Annotated in this window: 14 protein-coding genes and 3 pseudogenes; 6 read left to right on the top strand and 11 right to left on the bottom strand. The window is 67.0% G+C overall.

The genetic code is table 11. From position 1 onward, the window contains the following. Positions 1–92: 92 nt before the first annotated feature. Together GOAMI_RS07320 and GOAMI_RS07315 are read right to left on the bottom strand one after the other, a co-directional pair. Positions 93–1640, bottom strand: a complete 1548-nt coding sequence (locus tag GOAMI_RS07320) for a DHA2 family efflux MFS transporter permease subunit (protein ID WP_006435811.1) — start codon at positions 1638–1640, stop codon at positions 93–95. Between the two features lie 141 nt (positions 1641–1781). Further along, on the bottom strand, positions 1782–2306 hold the full coding sequence (locus tag GOAMI_RS07315; protein WP_006435810.1) for a MarR family winged helix-turn-helix transcriptional regulator: 525 nt from the start codon (positions 2304–2306) through the stop codon (positions 1782–1784). A gap of 133 nt (positions 2307–2439) precedes the next feature. On the opposite strand from GOAMI_RS07315, the gene GOAMI_RS07310 reads away from it, so the two are divergent. The 4 genes from GOAMI_RS07310 to GOAMI_RS07295 all read left to right on the top strand — a co-directional run bounded on the left by GOAMI_RS07310 (position 2440) and on the right by GOAMI_RS07295 (position 5198). Then, the gene (locus tag GOAMI_RS07310) at positions 2440–2922 is read left to right on the top strand and encodes a glutathione peroxidase (protein ID WP_006435809.1); all 483 of its coding nucleotides are present in this window, start codon (positions 2440–2442) and stop codon (positions 2920–2922) included. Between the two features lie 67 nt (positions 2923–2989). Continuing rightward, complete coding sequence (purS, locus tag GOAMI_RS07305; RefSeq protein ID WP_006435808.1) at positions 2990–3229, top strand: phosphoribosylformylglycinamidine synthase subunit PurS; 240 nt, start codon at positions 2990–2992, stop codon at positions 3227–3229. 5 nt (positions 3230–3234) lie between these two features. Further along, positions 3235–3915 carry a phosphoribosylformylglycinamidine synthase subunit PurQ gene (purQ, locus tag GOAMI_RS07300; protein WP_006435807.1) on the top strand — a complete coding sequence of 227 codons (681 nt, stop codon included), beginning with the start codon at positions 3235–3237 and terminating at the stop codon, positions 3913–3915. After that, the gene (locus GOAMI_RS07295; protein ID WP_006435806.1) at positions 3912–5198 is read left to right on the top strand and encodes a M18 family aminopeptidase; all 1287 of its coding nucleotides are present in this window, start codon (positions 3912–3914) and stop codon (positions 5196–5198) included. The genes purQ and GOAMI_RS07295 overlap by 4 nt, the downstream gene beginning before the upstream one ends. Positions 5199–5225: 27 nt before the next feature. On the opposite strand, the gene GOAMI_RS07290 is transcribed toward GOAMI_RS07295, so the two are convergent. Next, positions 5226–5993, bottom strand: a complete 768-nt coding sequence (locus GOAMI_RS07290) for a lytic transglycosylase domain-containing protein (protein WP_006435805.1) — start codon at positions 5991–5993, stop codon at positions 5226–5228. A gap of 183 nt (positions 5994–6176) precedes the next feature. Beyond that, on the bottom strand, positions 6177–7487 hold the full coding sequence (locus GOAMI_RS07285; protein WP_006435804.1) for an outer membrane protein assembly factor BamB family protein: 1311 nt from the start codon (positions 7485–7487) through the stop codon (positions 6177–6179). Between the two features lie 52 nt (positions 7488–7539). Here GOAMI_RS07285 and GOAMI_RS07280 point away from each other — a divergent pair, with 52 nt between their 5' ends. Next, positions 7540–8016: an anthrone oxygenase family protein gene (locus tag GOAMI_RS07280; RefSeq protein WP_040004642.1), complete on the top strand. Its 477-nt coding sequence runs from the start codon at positions 7540–7542 to the stop codon at positions 8014–8016. A gap of 9 nt (positions 8017–8025) precedes the next feature. On the opposite strand, the gene GOAMI_RS07275 is transcribed toward GOAMI_RS07280, so the two are convergent. The 4 genes from GOAMI_RS07275 to GOAMI_RS07260 all read right to left on the bottom strand — a co-directional run bounded on the left by GOAMI_RS07275 (position 8026) and on the right by GOAMI_RS07260 (position 12604). Beyond that, positions 8026–9591 (bottom strand): HNH endonuclease signature motif containing protein, encoded by a 1566-nt coding sequence (locus tag GOAMI_RS07275; RefSeq protein WP_006435802.1) that lies wholly within the window; start codon positions 9589–9591, stop codon positions 8026–8028. Between the two features lie 229 nt (positions 9592–9820). After that, positions 9821–11146 (bottom strand): VOC family protein, encoded by a 1326-nt coding sequence (locus GOAMI_RS07270; protein WP_006435801.1) that lies wholly within the window; start codon positions 11144–11146, stop codon positions 9821–9823. Beyond that, entirely contained in the window at positions 11143–11676 is a 534-nt protein-coding gene (locus GOAMI_RS07265; protein WP_006435800.1) for an RNA polymerase sigma factor, read from the bottom strand. Before GOAMI_RS07265 ends, GOAMI_RS07270 begins: the two co-directional genes overlap by 4 nt. A gap of 40 nt (positions 11677–11716) precedes the next feature. After that, a complete protein-coding gene (locus GOAMI_RS07260) occupies positions 11717–12604 on the bottom strand; it encodes an alpha/beta fold hydrolase (protein ID WP_006435799.1) in 888 nt (295 codons plus the stop codon). Between the two features lie 69 nt (positions 12605–12673). Between GOAMI_RS07260 and GOAMI_RS07255 the strand changes: the two genes are divergently transcribed. Then, positions 12674–13276 carry a TetR/AcrR family transcriptional regulator gene (locus GOAMI_RS07255; protein ID WP_006435798.1) on the top strand — a complete coding sequence of 201 codons (603 nt, stop codon included), beginning with the start codon at positions 12674–12676 and terminating at the stop codon, positions 13274–13276. Here the strand turns inward: GOAMI_RS07255 and GOAMI_RS07250 are convergent. The 3 pseudogenes from GOAMI_RS07250 to betT form a co-directional block, all read right to left on the bottom strand. Continuing rightward, positions 13273–14849: pseudogene (locus GOAMI_RS07250) on the bottom strand (GMC family oxidoreductase). The gene GOAMI_RS07255 and the pseudogene GOAMI_RS07250 sit on opposite strands and share 4 nt — an antisense overlap. Continuing rightward, positions 14846–16360 (bottom strand): annotated as a pseudogene (locus GOAMI_RS07245) (aldehyde dehydrogenase family protein). Before GOAMI_RS07245 ends, GOAMI_RS07250 begins: the two co-directional pseudogenes overlap by 4 nt. Beyond that, positions 16357–18482 (bottom strand): annotated as a pseudogene (gene betT, locus GOAMI_RS07240) (choline BCCT transporter BetT). Before betT ends, GOAMI_RS07245 begins: the two co-directional pseudogenes overlap by 4 nt. Positions 18483–18610: the final 128 nt, after the last annotated feature.

The raw sequence follows: 18610 nt of genomic DNA, 5'->3' as shown, positions 1-18610 counted from the left end.
GAGCCGTAACCCACGAAGCCCCATCGACCCGAGAGTCGGTGGGGCTTCGTGGTTTCGACCGGCTCAACCAGCGGAGGCGCGAGGTCGACCGGTCAGTGCATCATGATCGGTCCGCGGTCCAGATCCTCTTCGGTGAGCGGTGACGCGATCTTCTTGCGGGGCAGGAAGAACGCCGGGATCAACGTGAGCACGATCAGCACGACCGACACGACGAAGGTGTTGGAGAACACGTCGGCCGCGGTGTCGAAGAACGACTCCGGCAGCGGGTTCGGGACTCCCGGCGGCAGCGGCTTGTCGGAGGTGTTCGCCATGATCGCGAGACCCGCCTCCGGCTTGTTCGCGAGACTGCTGGCGAGGATCACCGAGATCACCGCGGTGCCGATAGAGGTGGCCGCCTGCTGGATGACATTCATCAGCGTCGAACCGTCGGGCACCTGCGCATTGCTCAGGGTGGCGAGCGCCGCCGACATGATCGGCATCATCGCCATACCCATGCCGAGACCCTGGACGAACAGCGAACCGCAGATCAGCCAGTACGACGTGCTCGCGCCGAGCATGGTGAACGTTGCCATACCGATGAGGATGAGCACGATGCCGCCCAGCACGAACTTGCCCGGACCCATCTTGTCGGTGAGCTTTCCGGCGATCGGCATGGTCAGCATGGCGCCGATGCCCTGCGGTGCCAGGAGGAGGCCGGCCGCCAGGGTGGATTCGCCGCGTACGCCGATGAAGTACTGCGGGAACAGCAGCGCCGCACCGAAGAACGCGATCATGAACAGCACCATGGTCAGCACCGCGATGCTCAGCGTGCGGTTCTTGAACAGCTTCAGATCCAGGAGCGGGTTCTTCTTGCGCAGCGCGTGGGCGATGAACGCGACGATCAGGATCGCGCCGATGATCGTCGGGATCAGCACCTGCCCGCTGACGAAGGTCCGGTGCTCCGCGCTCGAGGAGATGCCGAACAGGAACAGCGCCAGGCCCGGCGACAGGAGCAGCAGACCGACGACGTCGATCGACGAGCGCGTGGTCTCCGCGTCGTCGCGGAGGACGATCCAGGAGAAGATCAGGGCGCCGATTCCGATGGGGACGTTGATCAGGAAGATCCAGTGCCAGCTCAGCTGCTCGATGAGGACGCCGCCGAGGATGGGACCCGAGATCGGGCCGAGCAGCATCGGGATGCCGAGGACTGCCATGACCGAGCCCACTCGTTCCGGACCGGCGGCCTTGGTCAGCATCATCATGCCGACGGGCATCAGCATGCCGCCGCCGAGACCCTGGATCACGCGGAACGCGACCAGCGCACCGATGTTCGGGGCCAGCGCACACAGCACGGAACCGAGGGTGAACAGCACCAGTGAGACGAGATAGACCTTCTTGGTGCCGAAACGCGATGCCGCCCAGCTCGACAGCGGGATGACCGCGGCCAGGGCAAGGGTGTAACCGGTCGCGGTCCATGCCGCACCGGCGGCGTCGGTGTTGAACTCCTGCTGGAAGGTGTTCTGTGCGACGGCCACGACGGTGACATCGAGAATCGACATGATCGCGCCGAGCACGACCACACCGGCGACCATCAGGACGTTGCGGTCCAGCTTGGTGTCCGGCGGACCTTCGTGGAGGTGGCCTCCGGTGGATGATGTCATGCGTGTTCCTATCGGTCGGTCGAGAGACGGCCCTGCGCAAGGGCGGTCTCGATCTACTACGTGAGGGCGACGAGCGGGTGTCGGGAGTTGTTCGCGGTCAACGGGCGAGGAGATTGCCGCGGGGGCGGCCCCGGGCGGGGGTCACGACGCCTCCTGCCTGGTCGGGGCCGTCAGGCAGAAATGGTCGACGGCGTCGTCGACGATGGGTCGCAGCGCCGAACACAGGTTGTCCCGGAGTTCGGCGGGCAGGCCGGCCACGAACCGTCGTACGGTGTCGTGCTGCAGCGCCAGGTGTGTCTCGAGGTAGCGCACGCCGTCGCCGGTGAGCGAGACCCGCTTGATCCGACGGTCCGCCGAGTCCTCACGACGGTCGGCGAAGCCGATGCAGACCAGCTTGTCGACCGTCCGGCCCGCGGCCGCGAGGGACAGCTGAACCTGCTCGGCGATGGCGTTGACCGGCATCGGACCGTCATGGCTGCCGAGCGCGCAGAGCACCCGGAGCTGCGAGAAGGTGATGTCGGTGGCGGCGAGACTCTCCATTGTCTCGGGCCGGCCGAGGTCGAGGAGCCGGTCGAGGAAGGCGACGAGGGCCGCCGAAGCGGACTCGATCGATGCAGAATCGACCGAGTCGGCGGCGCCGTAGGCGCACGAGGTTTCCTCAGGCACCGGAAAATGCTAACTCCGATGCAACTATTGCGGAAACGCAATAGGCGTGAAATGGCACATATGTTGCGAGGAGGTGTGAGCCCCGTCTCACGCTGCGTGGTGCACTTCCGTCGAGGACGTCTAATCTCTCCCCATGGGCAACATCAAAGACATCCCGGTCACCTCTCTCGACGGCTCCGACGTCTCGCTGAAGGACTTCGGTGGGCCGCTGCTGATCGTCAACGTCGCCAGCAAGTGCGGCCTCACCCCGCAGTACGAAGGTCTCGAGCAGCTCGCCAAGTCCTACGGCGACAAGGGGCTGACCGTCGTGGGCGTCCCGTGCAACCAGTTCATGGGCCAGGAGCCCGGCACCGCCGAAGAGATCGCGACCTTCTGCTCGACCACCTACGGAGTCACGTTCCCGCTGCTCGAGAAGACCGACGTGAACGGCGACGGGCGCCATCCGCTGTACGCCGAGCTGACCCGGCACGCCGACGCCGACGGTGAGGCCGGCGACATCCAGTGGAACTTCGAGAAGTTCCTCGTCAACGCCGATGGTGAGGTCGTCAACCGTTTCCGTCCGCGTACCGAGCCGACCGACCCCACCGTCGTCGCCGCGATCGAATCCGTGCTCTGAGCCGATTTGGGGCACCCGGTAAGCTGACCAGGCGAGAACTGATCAGTAGACATTGAGGAGCGGTGCCATGGCGCGAGTGGTGGTCGACGTGATGCCCAAAGCCGAGATTCTCGACCCGCAGGGGCAGGCCATCGTCGGCGCACTGGGTCGGCTCGGATTCACCGGGATCGGCGACGTCCGTCAGGGCAAGCGCTTCGAACTCGAGGTCGACGACACCGTCGACGACGTGACCCTGGAGCGGATCGCCGAAGAGTTGTTGACCAACACGGTCATCGAGAACTTCAACGTCTCTCGGGTCGCGGAGTAGGCGGCATGACAGCTCGGATCGGTGTCATCACCTTCCCCGGCACCCTCGACGACGTCGACGCCGCGCGCGCGGTCCGGCTCGCGGGTGCCGAACCCGTTGCGCTGTGGCATGGCGACGCCGACCTGAAGGGCGTCGACGCGGTCATCGTGCCCGGCGGCTTCTCCTACGGCGACTACCTCCGTGCCGGCGCCATCGCGCGTTTCGCGCCGGTGATGGGCTCGGTCGTCGAGGCGGCCGGCAAGGGTATGCCGGTTCTCGGTATCTGCAACGGATTCCAGGTGCTGTGCGAGGCCGGCCTGCTGCCGGGCGCGCTCACCCGCAACGAGGGCCTGCATTTCATCTGCCGCGACGAGTGGCTGCGCGTCGAGAACAACACCACCGCGTGGACGACCCGGTTCGAGCGGGGCGCGGAGATCCTCATCCCGCTGAAGTCCGGCGAAGGTCGCTATGTGGCGTCGGAGCGCAAGCTCGAAGAGCTCGAGGGTGAGGGCCTGATCGTGTTCACCTACCCGGAGCGCAATCCGAACGGGTCGGCACTCGACATCGCCGGGATCTCCAGCCCCAACGGGCGGATCGTCGGGCTCATGCCGCATCCCGAGCACGCGACCGAACCGCTCACCGGCCCCAGCGACGACGGTCTCGGCCTGTTCTACTCGGTGATCGACTCGGTGCTCGCCTCGGTATGACCGGACCGAGGATCCCGACCAGCGCCTCGGCGTCCGGGCTCGGCGGGTTCATCGACGCTTCGCCGTCGCCCTTCCACGTCTGCGCCACGGTCGCCCGCGAGCTCGAGAATGCAGGATACACACGGCTTTTCGAGGATCAGGCGTGGCCGTCCGCGGTCAGTGCGGCGTCGTCGAAGTCCTATGTGATCCGCGGTGGCTCCATCATCGCGTGGGAAACGGGTGGAGGTCCGGCGTTTCGTATCGTCGGCGGACACACCGACAGTCCCAACCTCCGGCTGAAACAGCATCCCGACCGTTCATCGGCCGGTGCGGCGATGATCGCGCTCGAACCCTACGGGGGCGCGTGGCTCAACTCTTGGCTCGACCGTGATCTCGGACTGTCCGGGCGACTCGCCTATCGGGCGGGAGATCGCGTGGCGCACACGCTCGTCCACGTGACGGAAGCAGTGGTGCGGGTGCCGCAGCTGGCAATCCACCTGTCGGAGGACCGGAAAGGCGTTTCGCCCGATCCGCAGCGGCACGTCGACGGACTCTGGGGCCTCGACGACGGCGCCCCCGGTGTCCTCGGCTGGGTTGCCGAATATGCGGGGATCGACCCCGACACACTGCTGGGCTGGGAACTGATGACCCACGACATCGCGCCCTCGGCGCTGATCGGTACGGCGGAGAATCTGCTCAGCGCACCGCGTTTGGACAATCAGGGCACCTGTTACGCGGGACTGCGGGCGCTGCTCGACGGCTCGTCGTCGGCGAATACCCGCATGCTGGCGCTGTTCGACCACGAAGAGGTCGGCAGCGGCTCCGAGCGCGGTGCCGCATCGGACTTCCTGGCCTCGGTGTGCGAGCGGATCGTGTTGGCGCGTGGTGGTTCTCGCTCCGACTATCTGCAGGCGATGGCGGCGAGCGTGTGCCTGTCCGGAGACATGGCCCACGCGACGCACCCGAACTATCCCGAGCGACATGAACCCGGCCATCGGATCTCGATCGGCGGCGGGCCGGTGCTCAAGGTGAACCAGAATCTCCGCTACGCCTCGGATGCTCTGGGGGAAGCCGTCTTCGCGATGGCCTGCGACGACGCCGGCGTGCCGATGCAGCGCTACGTCCATCGGGCGGATCTGCCCTGCGGTTCGACGATCGGACCGATCACCGCGAGCCGTACGGGACTGGCGACGATCGACGTCGGGGCTCCGCAGCTCGCGATGCACTCCGCGCGCGAACTGATGGGTGCCGCCGACGTGCCGATGTATTCCGCTGCGCTACAGGCGTTCCTGGCGCAGGTCTGACAGCGGCCGCGTCGGCGGCGATGCGGATCAGTACGACCGGGCGAACCCGAGGACGTTGTTCACGTACTCCATCGAGTTGTTGTACCGCAGGATCGCGGTGGTCAGCGAGGCCGGGTTGCGCAAGTCCAGGTTGTCGTCGCACAGGTACCGAGCAGTGGTCAGCGCGGCGTCGAAGATGTTCTGCGGGTCGGACTTTCCGTCCCCGTTGCCGTCGGCGGCGTAGGCCTTCCAGGTCGACGGCAGGAATTGCATGGGGCCGACCGCACGGTCGTAGGCCGCGTCGCGGTCGAGCTCACCGCCGTCGGTGTCGCTGATGACCTCGTTGCCGGCGAGCGTGCCGTTGAGGACGGGACCGAAGATGGCGCTGCGCAGCACGCCGTCGGGATTGACGTTGCCCTGGTCGGCGTGATGGGACTCGACCTTGCCGATGCCGGCGATGACCTTCCAGTCGATCCCGCAGCGCGGGCTGGTGTCGGCGATGGTCGTCGCGGCCCTCTTGTAGGCGTCATAGTTGGTCGCGGGGACTGCGCCGGAGGTGACGCTCGCCGGTCGGATGACCGGGGCGGGTGCCGGCTTCGGTACGGGGGCGACCGGGTGGACTTTCACGGCGGGGGTGAGCGCCGGAGCCGCGGTGGCCGTCACGCCCTTGGCGGGGATGCTGGGCTCCGGGGCGGCTGTCGGGTGGGACAGCTCGGCTCCTGCGGTTGCCGCGCCCGCCAGGACCCCGACGGGGAGGAGGGCTGTGGCCCACAGCGGTGTGCGTGTTTTCTTCCGTGGCTTGGAATGCTTACCCAAAACTGTGACCTCGCGTGTACTGCTGATGGTTCGTGCTTTCGGAACCGAGCCGACCGTACACGTGGTCGTGAGCAAAGCGTTATCTGTCCGTGACCAACCTAGGTCTGGACAGTTGGACGACTGTGTGTCTTCGCAGGTAGCCGCGGGCGCACTCGTGTGGATGTGAGACGGCCCACACGAGCCTCAATTCGGACGCAGAACGGACATCGTGGCGCCCTCGCTGAGGACGATGTAACCCTCGATGACTTTGATCAGCCCGGGGGAGCCGACGCCCTGTTCCCAGGCCACGGTGTTCTCCGGCGTCAGGGCGGTCAGCTGTCCCTGATTCGAGAGGATCATGGTGGTGTCCGTCGACCCGATGCAGGCGGGGTTGGCCAGGATGGGTTGCTCCGGACCGGGCGGCGGACCGCTGCCGATGTGCTTGCCGTCCGCGAGCGCGTACGTCGTCCGCGAACCGTCGAGGCGCCCGAAGTTGACCAGTGAGCCGCAGGCGATGGCCCCCGACTTGGAGAGTTCCCGGTCGCTGATCCGCCACAGAGCGCCCTGTCGGGCCGGGTCGCGGACCTCGTACTCTCCACGGTCGGCGAAGATGCGGTTGGACGCGGTCAGCAACGCAAGCGTCGACGGACCGGACTCCACCTGCAGGCCTTCTGAGTCGCTGACGGGGTCCGCGTCGACGCGTCCGTTGACGGTGGCGTAGCTGGTGACCCGCTCGGCGTTGTGGTCCTGGTGCTCGACGGTCACGCCCGTCGGATAGAGGGCGATGTTGCACTGGTCGCAGGCGATGCGGTTGTCGCCGTTCGTCGGGTTCACCAGGTACTGGCTGGCGTCCGCGGTCTTGACGACGACGATGTCGCCGGTGACCTCGATGTCGACGACCGGCGCGGCGAAGGTTCGTGCCCAGATGGTGTTCCCGGCCGGGGTGTTCAGCGAGACCTGGTGGCCGACGCGGTTGACGCGCAGGAAGTTGTTGCCGAGTCCGACGACCTTCTTGGTGTCCAGGTACTCGGAGGTCTGCGTCGGGTGTCCCGCGTCGTCGACGAGATAGAAGCCGTCGTCGAGCGGCGTGCCGAGTTGGACGGCGCAGCCCACCTGCCCGGCCTCGTTGACGGCGCAGTCGCCTTGGCCGGCGTTGATGGGTGAGTCCCAGAGCATACGACCGTTGCGTCGGTCCACCATCGTGAACGAGCGGCCCAGGCCGGAGGGGTAGGCGATGAGCCAGCCCTCGTCCGAGGTGTCGACGACCTGGATGGTGACCTCGTCGCGATAGTCGGGCAGATCCTCGTGGCCGACGATGGTCCAGGCGATGGACGGCGCCCGGTGGTAGTCGCGCAGTTCCCCATATGCGTACTCGGTGTCGTCCACCTGGTACTTGCCACCGGAGAGCACCACGCCGACGGTGACGAGCATCGCTGCGCAGAGGATCAGTACGACGGTCCCGATACCGAACGGCAGGCGCGCGGAAAGCGCCCGGGCGCGGGAGCGTGAGGACATGGGTAAGAGTGAACCATGGCGTTCTGTCGTCACACGCGGTGGACTTGTCCTCGTGGACTTTTTGCAGGACGTACTCGTGACCCTCACCGTCGTCTCCACTGGACTCAGCGTTGGTGTGCTGGCGGGCTTCGGTTACTCCGTCATACCCGGCCTGACCCGCGCCGGCGCCGACGTCGCCGTCCCGGCGATGCAACGAATGAACACTGCCATTCTGAATCCCCTGTTCGCGGTCATCTTCGGTGGCGGTGTGGTGTTCGGCGCTCTGAGTACGTGGGCGGCCTGGAATGACGGCTTGCGCTGGTGGGTCCTCGGCGCGACTCTTCTCGCTCTGCTCGGTGTCGTCATCACCTTGACCGTCAACGTGCCGGCCAACAACCGCCTCGACGCCGCCGCCGACGCGCGTGGCGACGAGGCTGCCCGCGTGTGGACCGAGTTCACGTCGGTCTGGGTCCCGTGGAACATCGTCCGGTCGGTGTTGACGACCGCCGCCGTGGTGGTGCTCGTCGTCGGGTTGCTCGTGGGTCGGTGACAACCCAGGTCAGAAAGGTGGCGGCTCCTTCTGGTCGGCGAGGCGTTGTTTCTTGTTGCGGGCACGTTCGGCCCGCCGGCGTGCGTGTTTGCTCGCAAGCCGGTTGGTGGGCGACCGGGCGTCCTCGCCGGTGATCACTCGGGGTGTGGGTGGTGCCTGGGGTGGTTGTTCGTAGCGGATACGCCGCAGGTTGGGGAAGAGGTCTTCCAGGGTTTCGGCGCCACCGGGGATGGTGAAACCCTCCGGAGTGCGGTATTCGGTGACGAGGTGGCCGTCGTCGTCGCGGTATTGGGCATCGATCCAGTCGCCGAAGGTCTTGTGCAGGTGCCCGAACCGGCATTTGGCGTTGAGGTTCTCACTCGACGTCGCCCCGCCCTGGGTGGGGTTGGTGCGGTCGTACTCGGTGACGTGGTCGAGGTCGCTGTCGAAGGCTGAACTCGGGCAGCCGGGTTCGGTGCAGTAGCCGTCACGCACCCGCACGAACTCGGCGCACGCGGTGGTCGGGCGGTACGGATCGGCCGCCTGCGCACCCGGATAGACGAAGACGACCTCGGTCGACGGGGCGTCGGTTGCGTCGTCGGAGACAACACGGGCCGGTGGGGTGCGGACCGGGGTGACCGGCTTGATGGTCGCATCGGGCCGGTCGGCGAGGTCACGGACGTGCTCGTCGGAGATCACGCCGTGGCCGTCGACCCAGCCGATACCAGGGGCGCCGTCAAGGGTGGCCGGGTCGGTGACGACGTGGATGATGAGCTCGGTGCTCACCGAGCGGACGACCTCGGCAGGGTCCGGGACCTCGGCGTCGCAATCCTCGCGCCCACACTGACACTCGAAGACGGTGCCGGTCAACAGGGCGAACATGGCATCGGAGTTGCGTTGGTTGCGTTTGCGTCCGTCATGCGCGCAGACGGTGTCGGCGAGGGCTTTCACCGCCTTCTCCGCGATGCGGACGTTCTCAGCAGCCATCACCCCGGTGATCTCGCCGGTACCGTCGGCGAAGTTGTCGATCCACACGCCCCGCTTGTCCAAGGCTTCGCGACGACGCTCCCGCACCGCGTCAGGATCGTGCCGGAACACCAAGCGGTCGACCATGTCCCGCAGTGTGGGTTTCGACCACGCCCCCTTACGGTTGCGCAGGATGTGTTCGATCTCGGTGTCGAGGTCGGCGATCACGGCGTCATCGGAGATGAGGTCGGTACGGGTGATGACGGTCTGGATCAACTCCCGCGACAGGATGCCGTCACGCAGGGTGGTCGCTACTTTCGGTAGCCGGTCGCGCAGGGCGAGTGCTTCGCCGACCCACTGATCAGCTCGGTAGCGGGTGATGGCATCTTCGCGGCACACCCGGGTGACCATCTCGGTGTAGCGATCGATGAAGAACCCGCCATCGCTGTTGACGACGAGTTGGTCGTAGATGGTGGCGATCGATTGGTAGCGGCTCCACGCCAGGTGGGCTTCGCCGTGGCGGATCGACCGCAACCGTTCCATATGGGTTGCGGTGTCGGAGCGTTCGGGGTGGGCAGGATCGACCCCGGCGTGGAACTCGTCCGGTAGATCGGTCCATGCACCCGACACGCTGCCCCCACAACGTCTACAGCCCAACCTGGATGGCTGAATCTGTTACCTACCAATGTAGATCAACCCGCCGACAGGTTCGGATCGTCATCCACAGGTGCGTGGCTAATTGGCTGTGCGCAGTCGGTTACGTCCCGAACGAAGTCGCACGCGACATCAACCCGGCGATACGAACTCGATCGAGCTTGCGTCCCCGGATCGAGGTCGCGTGCGACATCGGACCGTAGCCTCAGAACAACTGGCCGAGGTAGAACTGCGCTCCCTGGTCGTCGGTGCACCGCGCGGAGATACCGTACGGCGCGGTGCGGGGTTCCTCGAGGACGCTGCCACCAGCGGCGCGGACACGTGCGACCGCACCCTCGACATCGTCGATCACCCACATCGGGACCGCCACGGAAGTGTCGGCGCCACCGGCGATCCCGACCTGGGGTCGCACATCGTCGACCTCCCAGCCGTCGTCGATGCGACCGCCGTGGAACGTCCAGCCGAGCACTGATCCGTAGAAGTCCCGGTAGCGCGCGCTGTCCGGCGTGAGCACGGTCAGGTAGCTCATCGCGCCGATGTCGCGGGGATGTTGGGCGGGCCGCATGTCGCCGGGTTCGGTGGCGTACACCGCGAATCGCACGCCCTGGGCGTCGACCGCGTCGACGATCCGATGCCCGTCGGGACTCGACCCGAATTCGCCCTGTCCGCCGGCCGCGACGATGCGCGCATGTGCCGCCTCGAGGTCGTCGACGGCGTAGGCGCAGAACACCGTCGGGTCGCCGTCTGTCTCGAAGATGCCCAGTCGGTGACCGACGTTGGTCACACGACGCCCCTCGGGATCGAACTCCCAACCGAGGACTGCGCCGTAGAAGCGGCGTGCGCGTGCGGCGTCCGGGGTGTTCAGGGACATGTAGCCGATGTCGCCCTGATGAATGCGGTTGGACAACTGTGTCTTCGACGGTCCGGTCAGCATCCAGCGGTGACCGAACGGGTCGACGATGACCCCGGTCCGCGTGCCGTACGCCTCGTAGGGTTCACGGGTGACGGAGGCGCCGGCCCGGGCGGCCGTCGCGACGGCGGTGTCGGTGTCGTCGACCGCGACCATCAGACTCACCGACACGTGACCGGGGGCAGGTGCCCGCAGGCCCAGATCCGGGAACTCGGCGGCGAGATAGATGACACCGCCGCCGATCTCGAGCTCGGCGTGGCCGATGACACCGTCCTCCATGACGATCGGCTGCCCACGCAGCCGCGCGCCGAGATTCGCGATGTACCAGTCGATGGCGGCCTGCGGCTCCGCCACGGTGAGGTAGGGGAGTGCGCCGGGGCGTTCGACGACCACGTCGGAAGTGATGGCGGTATCGGTGGTGATCGGTTCGTCGAATTGTGTTGCGGTGGCCATGACGACTCCTTGCGGTAGGTTCGCCCCGCGTTCGAGGCGGTCGCGCAACGAGGCGGCGAAACCGCGGTCGGGTTCGACGGGATCGTCGAAGCCGGGAGTGTCGGCTGCGCGCAGTACGTGCAGCGGATCCCGTGCCTCACCGAAGCGTGTGCTGTTCCGGGTGCTCATGCGTGACCTCCTCTCCCGCTGCTCTGGGGTTGTGTTTCGGGGTAGGCCGCGCGGAAGGCGCGCTTCGCGCGGGTGAGAAGCGCCTCGGTGGCACCGACCGTGCGACCGAGGATCTCCGCGCATTCGCCGACCGGTAGGTCGTCGACGTAGCGCAATGTGAGGACTGCGCGGTGGATCGGCGTCAGTTGCCTCAGCGTGTGATGGGCGACCATGCGGTCGAGTTCGGTGTCCCACGGGTCGTCCCCGTGGTCGGGGACGTCGTCGACCGGTTCCGGTGTGCGTTGAGCCCGCCGCCAGTGGTCGGCGAGCTTGTGCCGCGCGATCCCGATCAGCCAGGGTGTCGTCGGTTCGGTGTCCCGGTGCCGGCGAACGGAGTCCATGGCGGCCAGGAAGGTCTCCGACGTCACGTCCTCGGCGGTTCGACGATCCGCGCAGCGCCGGACGACGAATCCATACACCGCCGGCAGTGCCTGGTCGTACACCGCCAGCAGTCCCTCTGGTCCGGAAGAATCGGAGTGGTCGCTGCTCACGTATTCATCGTCGTGCGGGGGGCCCGGAATCCGACGCCCTTCAGCGAAGTTTCTTCGCCGACTCTTCCGCGGTGAACGTCGCGATCTCCGCCGCCACCGCATGCGGTTGGTCCAGCGACACGAACGTGCGGGCGTCGGCGATCTCGACGAACCGGGCACCCTCGCCGTCGGCTCCGGTGAAGACCGAGGCGAACCGCCGGCCGTGTTCCAGGGTGAAACACCGATCGTCACGACCCCACACGAAACGGACGGGCAGGTCGACCCGCGACATGCGTGCGGTCACGGTGGCGAGCTCCGCTGGGCTGATCTCGCGCAGGAACGCTTTGAAGTCGTCACGGATGCGGACGTCGTCTTGCAGGGGAACGAACACGGAGGCGGTGAGGCCGGGATCGGGATCGTTGAGCAGCAGGCCGACGCCGAGCGGGGAATGCCGGAGGGTCTTGAGCCGCATCGAATCGACCAGGGGCTTCAGCAACAGCCGGTGTCGCATCAATGCGAAGTACAGCCGAAACGGTTGCGGCGGAAACAGATCGAAGGCATCGCAGTTGGTGAACACGACGCGGCTCACGAAGCGGGGATCCTCGTCGAGCGCGAACTGGGTGACCGCGCCGCCGGTGTCGTTGGCCACCAGGGTCGCCGACGACAGGTCGAAGTGTCCGACGAACTCGCGGAGCACCCGGCTCGCCCCGCGCGGCGAACGATCCGCGTCCGGCCCCCACGGGATCCGGTGCGAACCAAGCGGCATCAACGGGACGAAGCAACGGTGGCCGCGTTCGGCGAGGAGCTCGGCGACCGGTTCCCACAGGCGATGGTCGACGACGGCGCCGTGCATGAAGACGATCGGCGGAAGTGCGGTGTCGGTGGGTCCGTACGTGGCGTACTCGATCGCACCGGACGGGAGTTCGACGGTCGGCAGCATGTTTGCCATGGCGAGGTCCGCTTCTCGTAGACTCGGATAACTTACGAACACAGAGTACGAAAGTTACGTGCAGACTGTATGAAAGTCAACCGTCGGACCCAGGCCGAACGCACCGCGGCCACCCGCGCGGCGCTCATCGCCGCAGGTCGCAAGCTCTTTGGCGAACGCGGTTTCGCCGACGTGGGCACCCAGGAGATCGTCGACGCGGCGGGCGTGACCCGTGGTGCGCTCTACCACCAGTTCGGCGACAAGAAGGGTCTGTTCACGGCCGTCTACGACGCGGTGGAACAAGATGTGGTCGCCCAGATCGCCGAAGCCGCCGGCGCACTCGCCGCCGAGGACCCGATCGCCGCGCTCAAGACGGGCATGCGGCTCTTCCTCGAGCTCTGCACCGAACCCTCGGTACACCGGATCACCCTCGTCGAGGCACCGTCCGTCCTCGGCTGGGCGCAATGGCGTGCGCGAGGTGAAGAGTTCGGCTTCGCCCTCGTCGAGGGGTTGATCCAGGCCGCGATCGCCGCCGGTCAGGCCGTGGATCAGCCGACCCGACCTCTCGCCCACGTCGCGATCGGTGCGCTCGACGAGGCCGCCCTGTACGTGGCCGCGGCGCAGGACCGGGAGGCGGCGACCGCCGAGGTCGCCGCGGTCCTCGACCGCATCGTCGACTCGATCAGGATCTAGCTGCCGGCCACCAGTTCGGCACACCGTTCCCCGACGAGCATCACGGTCAGGTTCGGGTTCACCGTGGTGTGCTCGGGGAAGACCGACGCGTCGGCGACGCGCAGGCCCGCCACGCCCTTGACCCGCAGCTCGGGGTCGAGCGGCGACATCTCGTCGTCCGGCGGTCCCATCCGTACCGTGCCCACCGGGTGGTAGACGGTGTTGTGGGTGCGTCGGATGTAGTCGGTCAGCGCGTCGTCGCTGGTGGTGTCGGGTCCCGGATAGAGTTCGCGCGCAACCCATTCCCGCAGTGGCGCGGCGGAAGCGATCTCGCGTGCCTTGCGCAGGCCTGCGGTCATGATCCGCATGTCGTAGCCCTCGGGGTCGTGAAGTACCGGGGGTCGACGCGCGGCTTGTCGCGGAAATCGCGGGAGCGCAGCTTCACCGTGCCCCGCGATCGCGCATGGGTGACGTTCGGGGTGAGGCAGAAGGTGTTCTCACTGGTCGGGTACCCCTGGCGCAGGGTGTGCATGTCGAAGGGCACGCTGCCGTAATGCATCATGAGGTCCGGCCGGTCCAGATCATCGTCGACGGTCGTGAAGATGCCGGCCTCCCACCACTGGGTCGACTCCTGTGTCATGGGCTTCTTCGTCTCGAATCCGATGACGCCCTCGGGATGGTCCTGGAGGTGTTCGCCGACGCCGGGGGAGTCGACGAGGACGTCGAGTTCGTGCTGACGGAGATCATCGGCCGGCCCGATCCCCGAGAGCATCAGCAGTTTCGGGGTGTCGATGGCGCCGGCCGACACGATCACCTCGCGTCCGGCATCGATCCTCGTCGTCCGTCCGAAGGCGTTGTCGGTGATGTCGACGCCGACGGCCCGCAGCTCGCCGTCGACCTTCTCGATGACGATCCGCTTGGCCCAGGATCCGGTGCGGATCGTGAGGTTCGGCCGATCGAGGTGGGGGTGCAGATAACTCACCGACGACGACGCCCTCATTCCGTCGGGACGCCGGTTGATCTGAAAGAAGTTGGCGCCGTTGACGACCGTCTTCCCGCTGTTGAACTTGGCCCGCGGGATACCGACGGCCTCACAGGCATCGAGCACGGCGACACCGCACGGGTCGTTCGGCGGCACCGTCATGATGTGGACGGGTCCGCTGCGGCCGTGATGGTCGCCGGGGGCGTCGTTGGTCTCGATCTGAGGGAAGAGTCGATACAGCTCCTCCGAACCCCAGCCTGCACAACCGAAATCGCGCTCCCAGGAGTCGAGGTCCTCTCGCGGTGCCCAGAACGCGATGCAGCTGTTGTGGGAACTGCAGCCGCCCAGCGCCTTTGCGCGGGCGTGCCGCATGAAGTCGTTGCCGTTCTCCTGCGGCTCGATGGGATAGTCCCAGTCGTATCCGGATTCGAGCAGCTCCATCCAACGGTCGAGTCGCAGGATCGCGTCGTCCCCGACATCGGACGGGTCGGCTTCCAGCAGGCACACCGTGACCGACGGGTCCTCGGACAACCGGGACGCCACCGCGGCGCCCGCCGAACCGCCACCGACGACCACGTAGTCGTAGGTCTCCGTGCCGTGCGACTCGCTCACTGCTGCCCCTTCCGGTTCTCGAACCAGCCGGTCACACCCGGCCGGAGGTTCTCGTAGACGTGCTTGGCCTCGCGGTACTCGGCCAGACCCGACGGTCCGAGCTCACGCCCGAAGCCGGACTGCCCGTAGCCGCCCCACTCGGCCTCGGGTAGGTAGGGGCCGAAGTCGTTGACCCACACCGTTCCTGCCCGTATGCGTCCGGCGATGCGGCGGGCACGGGCGGCGTCGGCCGACCACACCGCCCCGGCGAGACCGTAGACGGTGTCGTTGGCCAGGCTCACCGCCTCGTCCTCGGTGGTGAAGGTCTCGACGGTCACGGTGGGGCCGAAGGCCTCGTCGTGCACACAGGCCATCGAACGGTCGGCGCCGTCGATGACGGTGGGCAGGTAGAACCAGCCGTCGTCGAGGTTGCCCGACCCCTGGTCGCCGGTCGCGAAGGCGCCGCCGGTGCGGATCACCGCGCCGTCGGCTCGGGCCTGTTCGACGTAGGCGTGCACCTTGTCGCGATGCGCCTCGGAGATCAGCGGTCCGGTCTCGGTGCCCTCGGAGTACGGCAGTCCCAGACGGATCTGCTCGGCGCGCCGGACCAGTTCGTCGACGAACCGGTCGTGCGCCGACTCCTCGACGACGAGTCGTGCACCCGCGGAACACACCTGACCCGAGTGCAAGAACGCCGCGTTCAGTGCGTTGTCCACCGCGGCGGCGAGCAGATCGTCGGTGGCGCAGGCGTCCGCGAACACGACGTTCGGGTTCTTGCCGCCGAGTTCGAGGGCCACCTTCTTCACCGTCGCCGCGGCCTAGCGCGCGATGACCCGCCCCGTCACCAGTCCGCCGGTGAAGGAGACCAGGTCGACGTCGGGATGCGACGACAGCGGCGCGCCCGCATCCGCTCCGGCACCGAGTACGAGGTTCGCGACCCCGGCCGGAAGGCCGAGGCCGTCAAGCACTTCCAGCAGGAGGATCGAGGTGTGCGGCGTCAGCTCGGCGGGTTTGAGGACGAAGGTGTTGCCGGCCGCCAGGGCGGGCGCCACCTTCCACGCCGCCTGCAGCAGCGGATAGTTCCACGGCGTGATGAGGCCGCAGACGCCGACCGGCTCGTAGACGATCCGCGAATCGGCATCGGGCGACCCGGTGTCGACGACACGACCGGCGTCCTGCGCGGCCAGCTTTCCGAAATAGCGGAAGCAGTTGGCGATGTCGGTCATGTCGATATCCGACTCATACGGCCGTTTGCCCGTGTCGAGGGTCTCGGCTCGGACGAATTCGTCTCGGCGCGCATCGATCTGATCGGCGACGCGGAGGAGGAGATCGCCCCGCTCGGCCGCCGGGGTGGCGCTCCACTCCCCGGCGTCGAAGGCGTGCCGGGCAGCTGCGATCGCCGCCTCGGTGTCGTCCGCGGACGCCTCGGCCACCACGCCCACCACGGAATTGTCGGCCGGACAGCGTATCTCGCGGGTCTTGCCGGATCTCGCGGCGCACCAACGGCCGTCGATGTAGAGGGTCTCGCTCATGGAGCAGGCGCTCCTTCCGGATCGCTGTCGGGTATGTCCGCCTCTGCGACCGTACCGGCGTTCGGGGATCCGGTGCCGGCGACGGTGTCCGGGAGGCGGGCGGCCGGGTCGTGGTGATCGGCGGCCGAGTCACGTAGATGGAGATAGCCCAGATGTCGTTCGTACTGATCGAGAATGTCGCCGATGATCTGTTCACGGTTGTACCCCGACAAGGAATATCCCTGCGAACCCTCGGTCAGGTACACCTCGCACCGGAAGTACCGGTCATCGGAACGCTGGCTGCGAACCGCATACGTGGGCGTCGGTGCGGACACCGGCCACACGCAGTACTCGAAGGCCGGGACGTCGGCGAGTTCGACGATGAGGCGAGGCGACGGCAAACCCTCGTTGACCGCCGACTCGTCGACCGTCGCCGTGACGCCCTCCCGACCGAACTGCTCCGCGACCTCGTGCATCGCCGGGACAACCGTCGCCGTGATGTACCTGCGGGTGGCGACCCGACCGGGGAACCGGAGTGTTCCGACCAGGCGTTGGCGCCAGCTGCCGTGTTCGGTCGGCCCGCGTCCGACCGCGATCACCTTCGGCAGCGTCGTACGGAAGCTGTCGAGTTTGTACGACTCGTTGCGTACCGCACGCAGCAGCGACACCCCGATCAGGCCGAGGACGAAGGAGAAGGGCAGACCCATGATGACGGTCGCGGCCTGCAAGGTCAGGATCGATCCGTCGCCGCCCCCGGCGAACAGCATCGACAGGGTCAGCAGGCCGATGGCGACCGACCAGAAGATACGAAGGGAGCGTTGGCAATCGGCCATCGGGTCACTGAGGCGGCTGGTGAAGTTGCCCATCACCAGCGAACCCGAGTCGGCGCTGGTCACATAGAACAGCAGGCCGGTGATGGTCGTGACGCCGATCAGCAGCGTTGCCCCCGGGTACTGCTCGAGCAGCGAGTAGAAGCCGGCCTCCGGGGTCGACGCGGTGGTCTCGGCGAACTCCTGATCGCCGCGGGCGACAGCCAGGGCGCTGTTCCCGAAGATCGAGATCCAGATGAGGATGAAGCTGAACGGGACCACGAGGACGCCGAAGATGAACTGCCGCAACGTCCGTCCGCGGGAGATGCGCGCCAGGAACAGACCCACGAACGGCGCCCAGGCCACCCACCAGGCCCAGAAGAACAGCGTCCAGCCGTCGACGAAGGCCCGAGCGTCCTGTCCCGGTGCGGGATTCACCTGATCCCACGCGAAGGTGTCGAGGGTGCGGTCGGCGAACGTCGACACGTAGTCGCCCGCGTTCTGGACCAGACCGTTGAGAAGGAAGCCCGCGTCCTTGGCGACCGTGATGTAGACGAGCATCACGATCGCGAGGATCACGTTGATCTCGGACAATCGCCGAATACCCTTGTCCACACCGGACGTCGCCGAGGCGGTGGCGATGACCACCGACAGGGCGATGAGCCCGATCTGGGCGGCCTTGCCCTGCTCGATGCCGAAGATCTCGTTGAGGCCGAAGTTGAGCTGTACGACGCCGATTCCCAGCGAGGTCGCGATGCCGAAGATGGTGCCGAGCACGGCCGCGACGTCGATCGCGTCGCCCCATCGGCCCTCGACCCGCTTGCCGAAATCGGGTACAGGGCCGCGCGGATGGTCAGCGGCAGGTTGTGCCGGAACGCGAAATAGGCCAGGGCGCCGCCCATCAGGGCGTACATCGCCCAGCCGGTGATCCCGTAGTGGAAGACCGTCCACGTCACGGCTTCCCGTGCCGCGAAGTTGGTCTCCGGCGCACCGGTCGGCGGGGTGAGGAAATGGGTGACCGGTTCGGCGACCGAGAAGAACATCAGGTCGATACCGATGCCGGCGGCGAACAGCATCGACGTCCAGGTGAACAAGCTGTACTCGGGACGGGACTCCTCCGGTCCGAGGCGGTACCGCCCGTACTTGCTGATGCCGAGGAAGACGACGAGACCGACGATCGCGGTGGCGAGGATGAAGTACCACCAGCCGAACCAGCGGGTGATGAAATCGCGGACGTCGTTGATGACGGTCTCCGCCGCAGCCGGTGCGGCCAGCGCCCAGATCGCGAAGGCGAGCACGATGGCGGCCGACGCGACGAAGACGGTCAGGTTGATCGAACTCGGACGTCGTGACCGTTCCCCGGTGTCCGGGGAGGCGGGAGTGGACGGGACTGCAGGTCTTCGCCGGCACTCATGACCTGTGACGCTAGCCTCTCCTGATCGGGGCGGTCGGGTGAATTGCC

It is taken from the genome of Gordonia amicalis NBRC 100051 = JCM 11271, from assembly GCF_000332995.1.
Taxonomy (GTDB): Bacteria; Actinomycetota; Actinomycetes; order Mycobacteriales; family Mycobacteriaceae; genus Gordonia; species Gordonia amicalis.
The sequence above is the reverse complement of the archived record's forward strand: the minus strand, read 5'-3'. Positions and strand labels throughout refer to the sequence as shown.